Source organism: Aeromonas sp. Marseille-Q5825, from assembly GCF_946892685.1.
GTDB classification, from domain to species: Bacteria; Pseudomonadota; Gammaproteobacteria; order Enterobacterales; family Aeromonadaceae; genus Aeromonas; species Aeromonas rivipollensis.
In genome coordinates, this window is sequence record NZ_CAMPOU010000001.1 from 995,682 (window position 1) to 1,009,530 (window position 13,849).

General features: G+C 64.0%; 12 protein-coding genes. 5 read left to right on the forward strand and 7 right to left on the reverse strand.

What is annotated here, in order from left to right:
- Positions 1 to 30 precede the first annotated feature (30 nt).
- The 4 genes from OC537_RS04635 to OC537_RS04650 form a co-directional block, all read right to left on the reverse strand.
- Positions 31 to 744 (reverse strand): metallophosphoesterase, encoded by a 714-nt coding sequence (locus OC537_RS04635; RefSeq protein ID WP_262109841.1) that lies wholly within the window; start codon positions 742 to 744, stop codon positions 31 to 33.
- 261 nt (positions 745 to 1,005) lie between these two features.
- Positions 1,006 to 1,776 carry an ABC transporter substrate-binding protein gene (locus tag OC537_RS04640; RefSeq protein ID WP_262109842.1) on the reverse strand — a complete coding sequence of 257 codons (771 nt, stop codon included), beginning with the start codon at positions 1,774 to 1,776 and terminating at the stop codon, positions 1,006 to 1,008.
- 53 nt (positions 1,777 to 1,829) lie between these two features.
- Complete coding sequence (locus OC537_RS04645) at positions 1,830 to 2,645, reverse strand: carbon-nitrogen hydrolase family protein (protein ID WP_262109844.1); 816 nt, start codon at positions 2,643 to 2,645, stop codon at positions 1,830 to 1,832.
- Between the two features lie 8 nt (positions 2,646 to 2,653).
- Complete coding sequence (locus tag OC537_RS04650; protein WP_262109846.1) at positions 2,654 to 3,805, reverse strand: methionine aminotransferase; 1,152 nt, start codon at positions 3,803 to 3,805, stop codon at positions 2,654 to 2,656.
- A 113-nt stretch (positions 3,806 to 3,918) separates the two neighbouring features.
- Between OC537_RS04650 and OC537_RS04655 the strand changes: the two genes are divergently transcribed.
- Positions 3,919 to 4,809, forward strand: coding sequence for a LysR family transcriptional regulator (locus OC537_RS04655; RefSeq protein ID WP_262109849.1), 891 nt, complete (start codon positions 3,919 to 3,921; stop codon positions 4,807 to 4,809).
- Between the two features lie 111 nt (positions 4,810 to 4,920).
- On the opposite strand, the gene araA is transcribed toward OC537_RS04655, so the two are convergent.
- The 3 genes from araA to OC537_RS04670 are packed head-to-tail and all read right to left on the reverse strand — an operon-like array spanning position 4,921 to position 8,822.
- Positions 4,921 to 6,420 carry an L-arabinose isomerase gene (gene araA, locus OC537_RS04660; protein ID WP_262109851.1) on the reverse strand — a complete coding sequence of 500 codons (1,500 nt, stop codon included), beginning with the start codon at positions 6,418 to 6,420 and terminating at the stop codon, positions 4,921 to 4,923.
- Positions 6,421 to 6,435: 15 nt separating this feature from the next.
- The gene (locus OC537_RS04665) at positions 6,436 to 7,134 is read right to left on the reverse strand and encodes an L-ribulose-5-phosphate 4-epimerase (RefSeq protein WP_262109852.1); all 699 of its coding nucleotides are present in this window, start codon (positions 7,132 to 7,134) and stop codon (positions 6,436 to 6,438) included.
- Entirely contained in the window at positions 7,131 to 8,822 is a 1,692-nt protein-coding gene (locus tag OC537_RS04670) for a ribulokinase (protein ID WP_262109856.1), read from the reverse strand. Before OC537_RS04670 ends, OC537_RS04665 begins: the two co-directional genes overlap by 4 nt.
- 361 nt (positions 8,823 to 9,183) lie before the next feature.
- Between OC537_RS04670 and OC537_RS04675 the strand changes: the two genes are divergently transcribed.
- From OC537_RS04675 to araC, 4 genes are all read left to right on the forward strand, one after another.
- Positions 9,184 to 10,167 (forward strand): arabinose ABC transporter substrate-binding protein, encoded by a 984-nt coding sequence (locus OC537_RS04675; protein ID WP_025326716.1) that lies wholly within the window; start codon positions 9,184 to 9,186, stop codon positions 10,165 to 10,167.
- Between the two features lie 66 nt (positions 10,168 to 10,233).
- On the forward strand, positions 10,234 to 11,730 hold the full coding sequence (gene araG, locus OC537_RS04680) for an L-arabinose ABC transporter ATP-binding protein AraG (protein ID WP_262109858.1): 1,497 nt from the start codon (positions 10,234 to 10,236) through the stop codon (positions 11,728 to 11,730).
- A gap of 50 nt (positions 11,731 to 11,780) precedes the next feature.
- Positions 11,781 to 12,782 (forward strand): L-arabinose ABC transporter permease AraH, encoded by a 1,002-nt coding sequence (araH, locus tag OC537_RS04685; protein ID WP_111910947.1) that lies wholly within the window; start codon positions 11,781 to 11,783, stop codon positions 12,780 to 12,782.
- 132 nt (positions 12,783 to 12,914) lie between these two features.
- Complete coding sequence (gene araC / locus OC537_RS04690) at positions 12,915 to 13,826, forward strand: arabinose operon transcriptional regulator AraC (RefSeq protein WP_163156424.1); 912 nt, start codon at positions 12,915 to 12,917, stop codon at positions 13,824 to 13,826.
- The last annotated feature ends 23 nt before the right edge of the window (positions 13,827 to 13,849 follow it).

The window sequence follows — 13,849 nt, forward strand, 5'->3', positions numbered from 1 at the left end:
GGGCGGTGCATGATTGCGGCTGGATGGGGCTTATCGGGTTGTACCCGGCAGCGGCATCAGGGTATGGAGGTCGAGCAGGGTGAAGTAGCCGCCTTCGTCGGGATACCAGCCGCCGGTGTCTATGTAGTAGACATTGCCAAGGCGGGCCGGGCGGCCTACCGGGGTGTGGCCCACCACCAGGGCGACGAGATCCTCGACGCCGCTCTCGTCCAGCCGCTCGATGCGGCGCCTTGACCAGAGGCAGACGTTCTTGATGGCCCTAAGTTTCCCGCCGCTCACCCCCGCATCCAGTTGGTCCAGCAGCCCCTGCCAGGAGGAGAAGGGGCAATCGGCATGGAGCAGCCCGACCGGGCCGGCCGGAGTGGCCACTTCGATGGCGATAGGCAGGGTGCGGTAGTGGGCGGCGAAGGCCGCCTGCTCGCCCGGGGTCAGTTGCTGAAACCAGCTGCCGCCGTTCTGGATCCAGTTCTCCCGATCGCAGCTCTCGTAGCGGCAGACGTAGTCGTCATGATTGCCGCAGATAGGGTGAAACCAGGGCTTGGCCAGCCACTCGAGCACAGCTGTGCAGTCGGGGCCGCGATCCGTCAGATCGCCGACGGAGAAGAGGCGATCCCGAGCGGGGTCGAATCTCGCCTGGTTCAGGGTCTGTTCCAGCTGCGAAAAGTAGCCGTGGATATCGCCGACGGCGAGATCCCGCCCCAGAGGATTGCGGGAGAAGCGTCTGATCAGCGGGGTCGGGTTCATGGCTTGCCTCCTTGTCTGGTGTGACCGGCTCGCGGCGCCGCCGGATGACCTATGGGGGAGCCGGGGCTCGTGGACAAGTGCAGCATGGCATGCTCTGCCTCGCCATAGTAGAGGCAGATGGGGGGGCTTTCGTGTCGAGGTGACAGGCGCCTGCATAAAGGAGGGCAGTTTGCCCCGTTGCCGGCAGAGCCCGGGTAAAAAGATGCCAGTCGGTGTCGACTGGCATGCAAGGTATGGCCTGACGGATGCCCGTCGTCGGGATCAGAGCAGGTCTTCGAGCTGGTACTTCTTGAGCAAGGTGTCGAAGGTGCCATCGGCCTTGACGCTCTCGATGGCGGCATCGAACTGGCTCTTGAGCTTGTCATCGTTTTTGCGCAGGGCCACCGCTACCCCTTCTCCCAGGATCTTGTCCTGGGTGCCGTTGTACTGGGGACCGACGAAGGCGAACTGCTTGCCCATCTCCTTGTCGAGGAAGCCGACCTTCAACTGCACCATGTTGCCGAAGGTGTAGTCGGCGCGGCTGGACTGCAGATCCAGCATGGGGGACTGGGCGTTGACGTAGCGCTTGATCTTGGCCACGTCACCGTAGCGGGCGGTGATGAAGTTGTCCTGAGGTGTGCCCTCCTGCACCGCTATCACCTTGCCCTTGAAGTGCTCAGGGGTGTCGGCAAAGTCGGCCGCCTTGTCGCTGCGCCCCACGAAGCGGTTCTGCATCATGTAGTAGACCTGGCTGAAGGCGACCTTCTGGCGCCGCTCGTCCGTGATGTTCATGGAGGACATGATGGCGTCGTACTTGCGCACCTGCAGGCCGGGGAGCAGGGCATCCCAGGGCTGGTTGATCACCTCGCACTCCGTCTTCATGGCTGCGCACAGGGCATAGGCCAGATCCACTTCGAAGCCGCCGAGCTTGCCGCTGCTGTCGACCATTTCGAAGGGGGGGTAGGTGGCGTCGGTGGCGATCACCAGGGGTTTGGCGGCCGCCTGGCCGGCGGTGGCCAGGGCCAGCATCATCATCAGTGTGTTGAGTTTCATGGTCAGTCCCTTGAAGTGTGGTGTCATTCCTATGGTTCTAAATGGTGCCGGCCTCAAGGGCCGACGGCTATCTTGCGATGAGTGAGGGCCGGCAGCTGGCTGCGCACCTTGTGCTGGGCCGCCAGATCCAGAGTGGCGATGGCCAGTCCCTGACCCTCCTCTACCTGGGCCAGCACCCGGCCCCAGGGATCGATGATCATGCTGTGGCCGAAGGTGCGGCGCCCGCCGGGGTGCTCTCCCCCCTGGGCCGAGGCCAGCACGAAGGCGAGGTTTTCCACCGCTCTGGCCCGCAGCAGCAGCTCCCAGTGCGCCAGCCCTGTGGTGTGGGTGAAGGCCGCTGGCAGGGCGATGAAATCGGGGGCGGGCCCCAGGCGAAACAGCTCGGGGAAGCGCAGGTCGTAGCAGATCCCGAAGCGCAGCACGCCCCAGGGCAGGGGATGGCTCACCACCTCCCGGCCCGGGCTCATGGTCGCGGCCTCGTCATACTGCTCCTGCCCGGTGCAAAAGCCAAACAGGTGCAGCTTGTCATAGCGGCTCGCGAGCTGCCCTTGCGGGTCGATCAGCAGGCTGCTGTTGTGCATCTTGCCGGGCTCGTCGCTTTCAAGGGGCAGGGTACCCGCCAGTAGCCAGATCCCGAGCTCCCGGGCCAGCCCTTGCGCCCATGCCAGCAGAGGGTGCTCGCTCACGGGGGCGGCCAGGGCCACCCGCGCCCGCTCGTCGGCAGGCATCAGGTAGAAGTATTCGGGCAGCAGGGCCAGCTCGGCCCCCTCGGCTGCGGCCTGACGCAGCAGCGCCTCGGCCTGGACCAGGTTGCTGGCGAGGTCATCCCCTGAAACCATCTGCAGGACGGCAACGCGCACAGAATCCATGGTGCCTCCTAGACGCCGCACAGGCGCTCGGCGCCCGCCAGCAGGGTGTCGTCATCCTTGGAGAAGGAGAGGCGGATGACCCGCTGATCCGTGCCGTCGTGATAGAAGGCGGAGACGGGTATGGTGGCGACCCCGTGGTCGCGGATGAGGCGCTGCACGAAGAGGCTGTCCGGCTCGTCGCTGATCCGTTCATAGCTCGCCAGCATGAAGAAGCTGCCAGCGGAGGGGAGCAGGGTAAAGCGCGAATCCCCCAGGGCCGAGACCAGCAGGTCCCGCTTGTGCTGGTAGAAGTCCGCCAGCCCCTGGTAGTGAGCCGGTTGCTGCAACAGGTGGGCGAAGCCGTACTGCATGGGGGTGTCGGCGGCGAACATGGCGAACTGGTGCACCTTGCGGATCTCCTCCATCAGGGGGCGGGGCGCCACGCAGTAACCCACCCGCCAGCCGGTGACGTGGAAGGTCTTGCCGAAGGAGAAGACGGCGACGGAGCGCTCCACCAGCTCGGGGTAACGGATCACGCTCTGGTGCAGGGCGCCGTCGAACACCACGTGCTCGTACACCTCGTCCGAGAGGATCAGGATGTCGGTGCCGCGCACCAGGCGGGCGAGGTGCTCCTGATCCCCCGCCTGCCAGACGGTACCGGTGGGGTTGTGGGGGGTGTTGAGCACTATCATGCGGGTGCGCGGGGTGATGCGGGCCGCCACCTCATCCCAGGGGATGGCAAAGTCCGGAGCCTTGAGGGCGATCACCACAGGGGTGGCCCCCTGCAGCTGGATCATGGGGCGGTAGCTGTCGAACGCCGGCTCGAACATGATCACCTCGTCCCCGGGGTGCACCAGGGCTGTGATGGCGCAGAACAGGGCCTCGCTGGCGCTGGCGGTGATGGTTATCTCCTCGCCCGCGTCATAGTGGTGGCCATAGCTGGTCCCTATCTTGGCCGCCAGTTGCTCGCGCAGGGCGGGCAGCCCGGTCATGGGGGCATACTGGTTCTCCCCGGCCAGCATGGCCTCGTGGGTCACCCGGATGAGCTCGGGATCGCAGGGGAAACTCGGGGCCCCCTGGGAGAGGTTGATGCTGGGATGGCGGGCAGCCAGATCCCCGATCACGCTGAAGATGGTGGTGCCCACCTGGGGCAGTTTGCTGACAATGCGGGGGGAAGACATGGCGCCGTCACCGATGTGTGTGAAAGATGTCCCTTTTTAGCCCTCGCTTCCTTGCCGGACAACGGATTATTCGGCATGTTATGCATGAGTTTTTCTCAAGCATGGAGGCTTGTATGTTGTCCAGCCAACCCCGCAGCCAGTTGCCCCTGTATGGCTTGCAGGTTTTCGAGTGTTCTGCCCGCCATCTGAGTTTCACCCTGGCCGCCGACGAGCTGTGCGTGAGTCAGGGGGCGGTGAGCAAGCAGATCGCCCAGCTGGAGGCTCGCCTCGGCCACCTGCTGTTCGTGCGCGGCACCCGCTGCCTGGCCCTGACCCCGGCCGCCGAGCGCCTGCTGCCCTTCGTTCGCGAAGGGCTGGCCCGCATGGGGGAGGGGCTCAGCGCCCTGCAGACCCTGCCCCACGAGCAGGCCATCAGCATCAAGGTGCCCTCCTGCGCCAGCCGCTGGCTGCTGCGACGGTTGCAGGCGTTCGAGGGGGAGGCAGTCGAAGTGCGCGGCAGCCACAGCCACGGCATCGACTTCTCCCGGGAGTCCTTCGATCTCGCCATCGTCTATCAATCCTGTCAGGCCAGGTACCCTCATAGCCAGCCGCTGTTCCAGGAGCGGCTGACCCCGGTCTGCGCCCCCGCCTTTGCCGCCAAGCACCGCCTGTTCGAGCGCACCATAGAAGAGCTGCCCCGGCTGCCCCTGCTCCATGCCAGCGCGGATCGGCGGGACTGGCGCAACTGGTTCGCCGCCTTCCTCGCCACCCCCTGGCAGCCCCAGGGCGGCCAGCTGTTCGATACCCTGGACCTGGCGATGAACGCCGCCTTGCAGGGATTCGGCCTCTCCCTCGGGGATCCCACAATCGTGGCCGAGGAGCTGGAGAGCGGTGCCCTGGTGGCCCCCTTTGCCCCCGTGCTGGAGACGGATCACGAGTACGCCCTGCTCGCCCGCCCCGACAGCCAGCGCCAGGGGGTGGCCCGCACCTGTCAATGGCTGCTGGAGAGCCGCGACCAGCCCTGATCGCCGTCAGTGCCTCCCCTGACGAAGTGACATCTGTCTGCCTCATCAAAAAAACAACAGCCCCGCTGGCGGGGCTGTTGTCATTGTGGGGGCCGCTGGCCGAGTAAGGGGTCAGTGGCAGATCTTGTAGTAGACCTCGTTCCAGCGCAGGGTCTCCTTGAGCGCGGGGATCCGGGTGTGCTCGTCGATCACCACGAACTCTATGCCCATGATGTCGGCGAAGGTGCGCAGCTGCTCTATGTCCACCGCCTGGGTGAACACCGAGTGGTGGGCGGCCCCCGCCAGGATCCAGGCCTCGGCGCTGGTTTGAAGGTCGGGCATGGGTTTCCACAGGGCGCTGGCCACCGGGAGTTTGGGCATGGCCTCTGGCAAGTCCACCACCTCCAGCTGATTGACCACCAGGCGGAAGCGATTGCCCAAGTCGATGAGGCTGGCGTTGACCGCCTTGCCGGCCGGGGCCGCGAACAGCAGGCGGGCCGGATCGGCCTTCTTGCCTATCCCCAGGTGCTGGGCGTCCAGCACGGGTTTGTCGGCGGCAATGGAGGGGCAGACCTCCAGCATGTGGGCCCCCAGCACCAGGTTGTTGCCCGCTTCCAGGTGGTAGGTGTAGTCCTCCATGAAGGAGGCGCCGCCCGCCAAGCCATGTCCCATCACTTTCAGGGTGCGCAGCAGAGCCGCTGTCTTCCAGTCCCCTTCTGCCCCGAAGCCGAAGCCTTGCTGCATCAGGCGCTGGCAGGCGAGCCCCGGTAGCTGGTGCAGGCCGTGAAGATCCTCGAAGGTGGTGGTGAAGGCGCCAAAGCCGCCGTCGGTGAGGAATTTCTTCATCCCCAGCTCCTGGCGCGCCGCCTCATAGAGGGACGCACGAAGCGGCCCGCCCGCCTGCACCGCCTCGGTCAGGGTGTAGGTCGCTTCGTATTCGGCCAGCAGCGCCTCGATATCGCTGTCGGGCACGGCGTCGATCACTTTGACCAGATCCCCGACCGGGTGGTAGTTCACCTGATAGCCGAACTGGATCTGGGCCTCAATCTTGTCGCCTTCGGTGACCGCCACGTTGCGCATGTTGTCGCCAAAGCGGGCGATCTTGAGGTGGCGGCTGTCGTGGATGGCGGCGGCGACCCGCATCCAGTTGCCAATCTTCTGTCTGGCCTCCTCATCCTGCCAGTGGCCGACCACCACTGTGCGGGGCAGCCGCAGCCGGGCCCCCATGAAGCCGAACTCACGGCCGCCGTGGGCGGTCTGGTTCAGGTTCATGAAGTCCATGTCGATCTCGCTCCAGGGGAGATCCCGGTTGAACTGGGTGTGAAATTGCAGCAGAGGCTTTTGCAGCTGACTCAGGGCCGGGATCCACATCTTGGCGGGGGAGAAGGTGTGCATCCACACCATGAGCCCAACGCATTGCTCGCTGTGGTTGGCATCGCGAGCGACGCTGCTTATTTCATCGAGTGTGGTGCCTGTGGGCTTGAGCACTATCTTGAGGGGCAGCCCGGCCCCCTCGTTGAGCTGGTTGGTGATGGTGTGGGCGTGATCGGCCACCTGCTTCAAGGTGGTGGCGCCATACAGGTGCTGGCTGCCGACCAGGAACCACACTTCCAGCTGTTTCATCAATTCCATCTTGGTGTCCTCTTTTTACGCTTTTGTCTGGCCGTAATAGGCGTGTTTGCCATGTTTGCGCTGGTAGTGCTTCTCCAGCAGGTAATGGGGCAGGGGGCGGGCCGCGGGGTTGATCTGGCCGGTGAGCCAGGCCATGCGCGCCACCTCTTCCAGCACCACGGCGTTGTGCACCGCATCCTCGGGGTCCTTGCCCCAGCTGAAGGGGCCGTGGTTGGCCACCAGCACCCCCGGCATGGTGAGGATGGGGGTCTGTTTGAGGGTCTCGACGATGAGATGACCTGTCAGCCCCTCGTAGTCCTCCTCCACTTCCCCCGGGGTGAGCAGGCGGGAGCAGGGGATCTCGCCGTTGAAGTAGTCGGCCTGGGTGGTGCCGAAAATGGGAATGGGGCGTCCGGCCTGGGCCCAGGCGGTGGCGTGGGTGGAGTGGGTGTGCACCACGCCGCCCAGTTCGGGATAGGTGCGATAGAGCACCAGATGGGTGGCGGTGTCGGAGGAGGGACGCAAGGATCCTTCCAGCTGCTTGCCCGCGAGATCCAGCACCACCATGTCCTCGGCCCGCATCCGCTCGTAGCTGACGCCGCTCGGCTTTATCGCCACCAGACCCTGTTCCCGGTCTATGCCGCTCACGTTGCCCCAGGTGAAGGTCACCAGACCGTGGCGCGGCAGATCCAGGTTGGCGGCGAGTACCTGCTCCTTGAGGGTGTTGAGGCTCATGCCAGTGCCCCCCTGTTGTAGAGGGGTTCGGCGGCGGCACCCCAGGCGAGGTAGCGCTGGTAGAGCCGTTCATATTCGGCGACCCGCACCGGATCCGGCTGGTGGGTGCGCTCCACGGCGCTTGCCATATGGCGCTGGGCATCCGCCACATCGGCGTAGAGACCGGCCGCCACGGCGGCAAAGATGGCCGCCCCCAGGGCGCAGCACTGATCCGAGGCCACCACCTGGATGGGCCTGTTCATCACATCGGCGCAGGTCTGCATCACAGTCGTTGATTTGCGGGCTATGCCGCCCAGCGCAATCACTTGCTCCACCGGCACCTGCTGACTGGTCATGCACTCCATGATGCTGCGGGCCCCGAAGGCGGTGGACGCCACCAGGGCGCCGAACAGGTCTGGCGCATCCGTGCCGAGGTTGATGCCGGTGAGGGTGCCCTGCAGACGCTGGTTGGCATAGGGGGTGCGGCGGCCGTTGAACCAGTCGAGCACCACCGGCAGGTGGGCCAGATCCCGCTGCTGCTCCCAGGCGGCGGCGAGGCTGGGCAACAGCTCCCGCTTGTGGGCCTCGATTGCGGTACGAAGCTCGGGGTATTGGGCCGCGAGGCTCTCCAGCGGCCAGCCGAGCTGGCGCTGATACCAGGCATAGATGTCGCCGAACGCCGATTGTCCCGCCTCCAGCCCCACCATCCCCGGCACCACGCTGCCGTCCACCTGACCGCAGATCCCGGCAATGGCGCGCTCGCCTATGGTGGCCTCGTCGGCGATCAGGATGTCGCAGGTGGAGGTGCCTATCACCTTGACCAGCGCATTGTTGCCGGCCCCGGCCCCCACAGCCCCCATGTGGCAGTCAAAGGCGCCGCCGGCTATCACCACCTCGCAGGAGAGGTGCAGCCGCTCGGCCCACTCCGGGGTCAGGGTGCCGACCGGCAGATCGGCGGTCCAGCTGTCGGTAAAGAGGGGGAAGTCGAGATCCTCCGTCAACAGCGGATCCAGGGCGTTGAGAAAGTCGGCGGCAGGCAGACCACCCCAACTCGGGTGCCAGAGGGACTTGTGACCGGCGGCGCAGCGCCCGCGCTTGAGGGTCGCCGGGGCCTGGGTGCCGCTCAGTATGGCGGGCACCCAGTCGCACAGTTCGACCCAGTTGCAGGCGGCGGCGCGCACCGCCGGATCGGCACGGGAGACGTGCAGTATCTTGGCCCAGAACCACTCCGAGGAGTAGATGCCGCCTATGTAGCGGCTGTAGTCGGGGAACTGGCCGCCGTGACACAGGGCCGTGATGGCCTCGGCCTCCTCGATGGCGGTGTGATCCTTCCACAGCACGAACATGGCGTTGGGGTTGTCGGCAAATTCCGGGCGCAGGGCCAGCACCCGCCCTTCCTCATCGATGGGGGCCGGGGTGGAGCCGGTGCTGTCCACCCCTATGCCGCGCACCGCGGTTCGCTGGGCCGGGGTGAGCTGACTCACCACAGCCACCACCGCCTGCTCCATGGATTCGATGTAGTCGAGGGGGTGGTGGCGGAACTGGTTATGGACCGGCTGGCAGTAGTGGCCGGCCTGCCAGCGTGGGTAATAGACGACATGGGTCGCCAGCTCGGCGCCGTCCTGGCAGCGCACGGCGAGTGCCCTGACCGAGTCGCTGCCGAAATCGAGTCCGATGGTGATCTGCTCGGACCTGGGGTGCTCAGACATAAGTGCTCCTGACCATCAATGAGGGGTGACTGGGGAGGAACCATAGGAGATGCACCGGACGGACGGTTAGCCATTGGCTGCTGGAAATATGGATTTAAACGCTACAGGCGCAAGAGAGTGACCCTGGTCGAGGATTCCGTATGTAACGATTTTGCTAAATATATAGACAAAATGGCTGCAATCTCATGGCGTGATCCTGCTCTCCATTTTTCCATGTGAAAACGATTACAACTTGGTTCGCTCATCTAGCAACAACAATAACGTCATGTTTGGACATGTTTTTATGTGGCAGTCAGAGGAATGGACCCAATGGCTGCGTTTCATGGATACATGGATTGATGGAACATCTGGAGACACTCGCATGAACAAAATCGTTAAAGGCATGATCGCGATGGGGTTTGCCCTCGGTATGGCAAATTCTGCTTTCTCGGCCGAGGCGCTGAAGCTGGGCTACCTGGTCAAGCAGCCGGAAGAGCCCTGGTTCCAGACCGAATGGAACTTCGCCGACAAGGCGGGCAAGGATCTCGGTTTCGAGGTGATCAAGATAGCCGTGCCCGATGGGGAGAAGACCCTCAATGCCATCGACAGCCTGGCGGCCAATGGCGCCAAGGGTTTCGTCATCTGCACCCCAGACCCCAAGCTCGGGGCCGCCATCATGGCCAAGGCCAACAGCATGGATCTGAAGGTCATCACTGTGGATGACCAGTTCGTCAACGCCAAGGGGCTGCCCATGGAACAGGTGCCCCTGGTGATGATGGCCGCCACCAAGATTGGTGAACGCCAGGGTCAGGAGCTCTACAAGGAGATGCAAAAACGCCAGTGGGACCTGAAGGCCACCGGGGTGCTGGCCATCACCGCCGATGAGCTGGATACCGCCCGTCGCCGGGTCGAAGGCTCCTTGAGCGCGCTCAAGGCTGCCGGTTTCCCCGAAGGCCAGATCTACCGCTCTCCCACCAAGGCCAACGACATTCCGGGGGCGCTGGATGCCGCCAACTCCATGCTGGTGCAGCACCCCGAGGTCAAAAACTGGCTCATCGTCGGCATGAATGACAATACGGTGCTCGGCGGCGTGCGTGCCACCGAAGGGCAGGGCTTCAAGGCCGAAAACGTCATCGGCATCGGCATCAACGGGGTGGATGCGGTGAACGAGCTCTCCAAGTCCAGCGCCACCGGCTTCCTTGGCTCCCTGCTGCCAAGCCCGGACGTGCACGGCTACAAGAGCATCCAGATGCTCCATGACTGGGTCGTCAATGGCACCGAGCCTGCCAAGTTCACCGAAGTGACCGATGTGGTGCTCATCACCCGCGACAACTTCAAGGTCGAGCTGCAGAAGAAAGGTCTGTGATCGCCAACCCCTGATACCCATGCCGGCATGGTGCCCTGCGCCGTGCCGGCTGGCTGGAGTCATGTCATGAATCAAGTTCCATATCTGGAGTTTTGCGGCATCAGCAAGGAGTTCCCCGGCGTCAAGGCGCTGCAGAACGTCTCCTTCTCCTGCCAGCAGGGCTCGGTGCATGCGCTGATGGGGGAGAACGGCGCAGGCAAATCCACCCTGCTCAAGATCTTGAGCGGCTTTCAGGCGCCCACCACGGGGGTGGTGAAGCTGGCCGGCCAGGAGAAGGTATTTCAAGACACGGTCGACGCCCTGGAGAGCGGGATCGCCATCATCTACCAGGAGCTGCATCTGGTCCCCGAGATGACCATCGCCGAGAACATCTACCTCGGCCAGCTGCCCACCCGGCGCGGGGTCATCGACAGGGAGAAGCTCTATCAGGATGCGGCGAAACAGCTGGCGCGCCTCGGCATGGACGTCTCCCCCGAGACGCCGCTCAAGTACCTGTCGCTGGGGCAGTGGCAGATGGTGGAGATCGCCAAGGCCCTGACCCGGGATGCCAGTGTCATCGCCTTCGACGAGCCGACCAGCAGCCTGTCGTCTCGCGAGATAGATCAGCTGTTTCGGGTCATTCGCCAGTTGCGGGACGAGGGCAAGGTCATTCTCTACGTCTCCCACCGCATGGACGAGATCTTCGCCCTGTGCGATGCCATCACCGTCTTCAAGGATGGCCAGTTCGTGCGCACCTTCGCCTCCATGGCCGAGGTCAACCGGGATCTGCTGGTCAAGACCATGGTGGGGCGGGATCTGACCGACATCTATGGCTACAGCCCGAGGGCACTCGGCGAGGTGGGCCTCAAGGTAGATAACCTGATGGGGCCGGGACTCAAGGCTCCCGTGTCGTTTGAAGTGAAACGCGGCGAGATCCTCGGGATCTTCGGGCTGGTGGGGGCCGGTCGCAGCGAGCTGATGAAGCTTATCTTTGGCGCCAACAAGATGCGCAGCGGCGAGATTGCCGTGTTTGGCAAGCCGGTGCCCATCCGCAACCCCATCGACGCCATTCACAGCGGCATCATGCTCTGCACCGAAGACAGAAAGGCCCTCGGCATCATCCCCATTCACTCGGTGCAGGAGAACATCAACATCAGCGCCCGCCGCCATAAGGCGTGGGGGGGCTTCTGGATCAACCAGAAGTGGGAGGACGAGAACGCGAGGCTCAGGATCCGCGATATGCGGGTCAAGACCCCGTCCCCCCATCAGGCCATCATGAACCTCTCCGGCGGCAACCAGCAGAAGGCCATTCTGGGGCGCTGGCTCTCCGAGGACATGAAGGTGATTTTGCTCGACGAGCCTACCCGCGGCATAGACGTCGGGGCAAAAAACGAGATTTACAACGTGATTTACGATCTGGCCAAGGTGGGCATCGCCGTGGTGGTGGTCTCAAGCGAGCTGCCTGAGGTGCTGGGCATCGCGGATCGGATCATGGTCATGCGGGAGGGGGTGATAGCAGGGGAGCTCTCCCACGACGAGGCCGACGAGGTCAAGGCGCTCAATCTGGCCATGCCGGCCCGTTAATCCCCCGTGACTGCAACGGGATAGCACCCGGAATTTTTAGGAGAAATACCATGACAACAACTACCTCTGCCGGTCAGGCCGCGACCGTCTCGGCGGCCACCGGCTCAAGAGTGCAACTGGCCCGAGTCTGGGATCAGTACGGCATGCTGGTGATCTTCGCCATCCTGTTCCTGCTGGCCTGCGCGCTGGTGCCCAATTTTGCCAGCCTGATCAACATGCGTGGCCTGGGGCTGGCCGTCTCCATGTCGGGCATGGTGGCCTGCGGCATGCTGTTCTGCCTCGCCTCCGGCGAATTCGACATGTCGGTCGGTTCTGTGGTGGCCTGCTCCGGCGTCGCCTGCGCCGTGGGCATCAACGCCACCGAGAGCATCACGGTCGGCATCCTGGCCGGCATGTCGGTGGGGGTGCTGTTTGGCCTCATCAACGGCATCGTAGTGGCCAAATTCAAGATCAACGCCCTCATCACCACCCTCGCCACCATGCAGATGGCGCGCGGGGTGGGCTACATCATCTCGGACGGCAAGGCGGTCGGCATAGTGGAAGAGGGCTTCTTCGAACTCGGCAACTCAGCCCTGCTCGGGATCCCGACCCCGGTCTGGCTGACGGCCCTCTGCTTCGTGCTCTTCGGCCTGCTGCTCAACAAGACCACCTTCGGTCGCAACACCCTGGCCATGGGGGGCAACGAGGAGGCTGCGCGCCTCGCCGGGGTCAACGTGGTGCGCACCAAGATCATCATCTTCACCATGACCGGGCTGATTGCCTCCATCGCGGGCATCATACTGGCGTCGCGCATGACCTCGGGCCAGCCCATGACATCCATCGGCTTCGAGCTGGTGGTCATCTCCGCCTGCGTGCTGGGCGGGGTCTCCATGAAGGGGGGGATTGGCAAGATCTCCTACATCATCGCCGGTGTGCTGATTTTGGGGCTGATGGAGAACGCCATGAACCTGCTCAACATCTCCCCCTTCGCCCAGTACGTGGTGCGCGGCCTTATCCTGCTCGCCGCCGTGCTGTTCGACCGCTACAAGCAGGTGCGCAAGGCGCGCGTCTGAGCTGCTGCGCCCTCAGGCACCAGGTCGGCCCTCGCTGGTCTGGTGCCTCCTTCGAGCAAGCTGTGAGCCAGTTCAATAAATTCACATCAGGCCGCTTGCGAAAATAGGTTGTTCCAACGCCGGATCTCTACAATGGCCCAAGCCGATTTTTTTACCCAAGCGCTGTTTTCCGCCATGTCTTCGATGCAAAAAGAGAAGCCGAAACAACTCAATCCCCTGTTGCCGGGTTACGCCTTCGACGTCTTCCTGGTCTCGGGCATGACCCCCATAGAGCAGGGGAGCGCCCTCGACTTCATCATCGACCGCCCCCAGGGCATGAAGGGTTTCATCGTCAACCTGACCATCAGGGGCAAGGGGCAGATCTTTCAGGGGGATCAGGCCTTCACCGTGGAACCAGGGGATCTGCTGCTGTTCCCGCCGGCGGCCGTGCACTATTACGGCCGGGCGCCGGATGCCCGGGAGTGGTATCACCGCTGGGTCTATTTCCGGCCGCGGGCCTATTGGGCAGATTGGCTCAAGTGGCCCCAGGTGACGGAGCGGGTGGGGCGATTGCAACTGGCAGACAGCCAGTTGCTCGCCGAATTTGACGCCCTCTTCCTCGACATCGAAGAGACCCACCAGCAGCTCAGACCCATGTCGGAGCAGCTCGCCATGAACCTGCTGGAGCGGCTGCTCATCCGCTGCTACGAGGCCTCCTCCCTCAGTGCCTACCCCACCATAGATCACAGAGTTCACCAGGCGTGCCAGATCCTGAGCGAGTCGCTCTGTGCCGAGATCTCGGTGGAGGCGCTGGCGGAGCAGGTCTTCTTGTCCCCCTCGCGCCTCGCCCACCTGTTTCGCGAGCAGGTGGGGGTGAGCATAGTGCGCTGGCGCGAGGATCAGCGGATCATGCGAGCCAAGCTGCTGCTGCAGACCACCCCCATGTCGGTGGCCACCATAGGCCAGCAGGTGGGCTATGACGATCAGCTCTACTTCTCCCGGGTGTTCCGAAAGCGGGTCGGCGTCAGCCCCACCGAATACCGCAAGTGCGCCACCCCCCTGTGATGCCGGGCACGGCAAGCTCCCAG

Coding starts and splice junctions, on each gene's coding strand:
- OC537_RS04635 (WP_262109841.1), bottom strand. CDS start 744: ATGAACCCGACCCCGCTGATCAGACGCTTCTCCCGCAATCCTCTGGGG.
- OC537_RS04640 (WP_262109842.1), bottom strand. CDS start 1,776: ATGAAACTCAACACACTGATGATGATGCTGGCCCTGGCCACCGCCGGC.
- OC537_RS04645 (WP_262109844.1), bottom strand. CDS start 2,645: ATGGATTCTGTGCGCGTTGCCGTCCTGCAGATGGTTTCAGGGGATGAC.
- OC537_RS04650 (WP_262109846.1), bottom strand. CDS start 3,805: ATGTCTTCCCCCCGCATTGTCAGCAAACTGCCCCAGGTGGGCACCACC.
- OC537_RS04655 (WP_262109849.1), top strand. CDS start 3,919: ATGTTGTCCAGCCAACCCCGCAGCCAGTTGCCCCTGTATGGCTTGCAG.
- araA (WP_262109851.1), bottom strand. CDS start 6,420: ATGGAATTGATGAAACAGCTGGAAGTGTGGTTCCTGGTCGGCAGCCAG.
- OC537_RS04665 (WP_262109852.1), bottom strand. CDS start 7,134: ATGAGCCTCAACACCCTCAAGGAGCAGGTACTCGCCGCCAACCTGGAT.
- OC537_RS04670 (WP_262109856.1), bottom strand. CDS start 8,822: ATGTCTGAGCACCCCAGGTCCGAGCAGATCACCATCGGACTCGATTTC.
- OC537_RS04675 (WP_025326716.1), top strand. CDS start 9,184: ATGAACAAAATCGTTAAAGGCATGATCGCGATGGGGTTTGCCCTCGGT.
- araG (WP_262109858.1), top strand. CDS start 10,234: ATGAATCAAGTTCCATATCTGGAGTTTTGCGGCATCAGCAAGGAGTTC.
- araH (WP_111910947.1), top strand. CDS start 11,781: ATGACAACAACTACCTCTGCCGGTCAGGCCGCGACCGTCTCGGCGGCC.
- araC (WP_163156424.1), top strand. CDS start 12,915: ATGGCCCAAGCCGATTTTTTTACCCAAGCGCTGTTTTCCGCCATGTCT.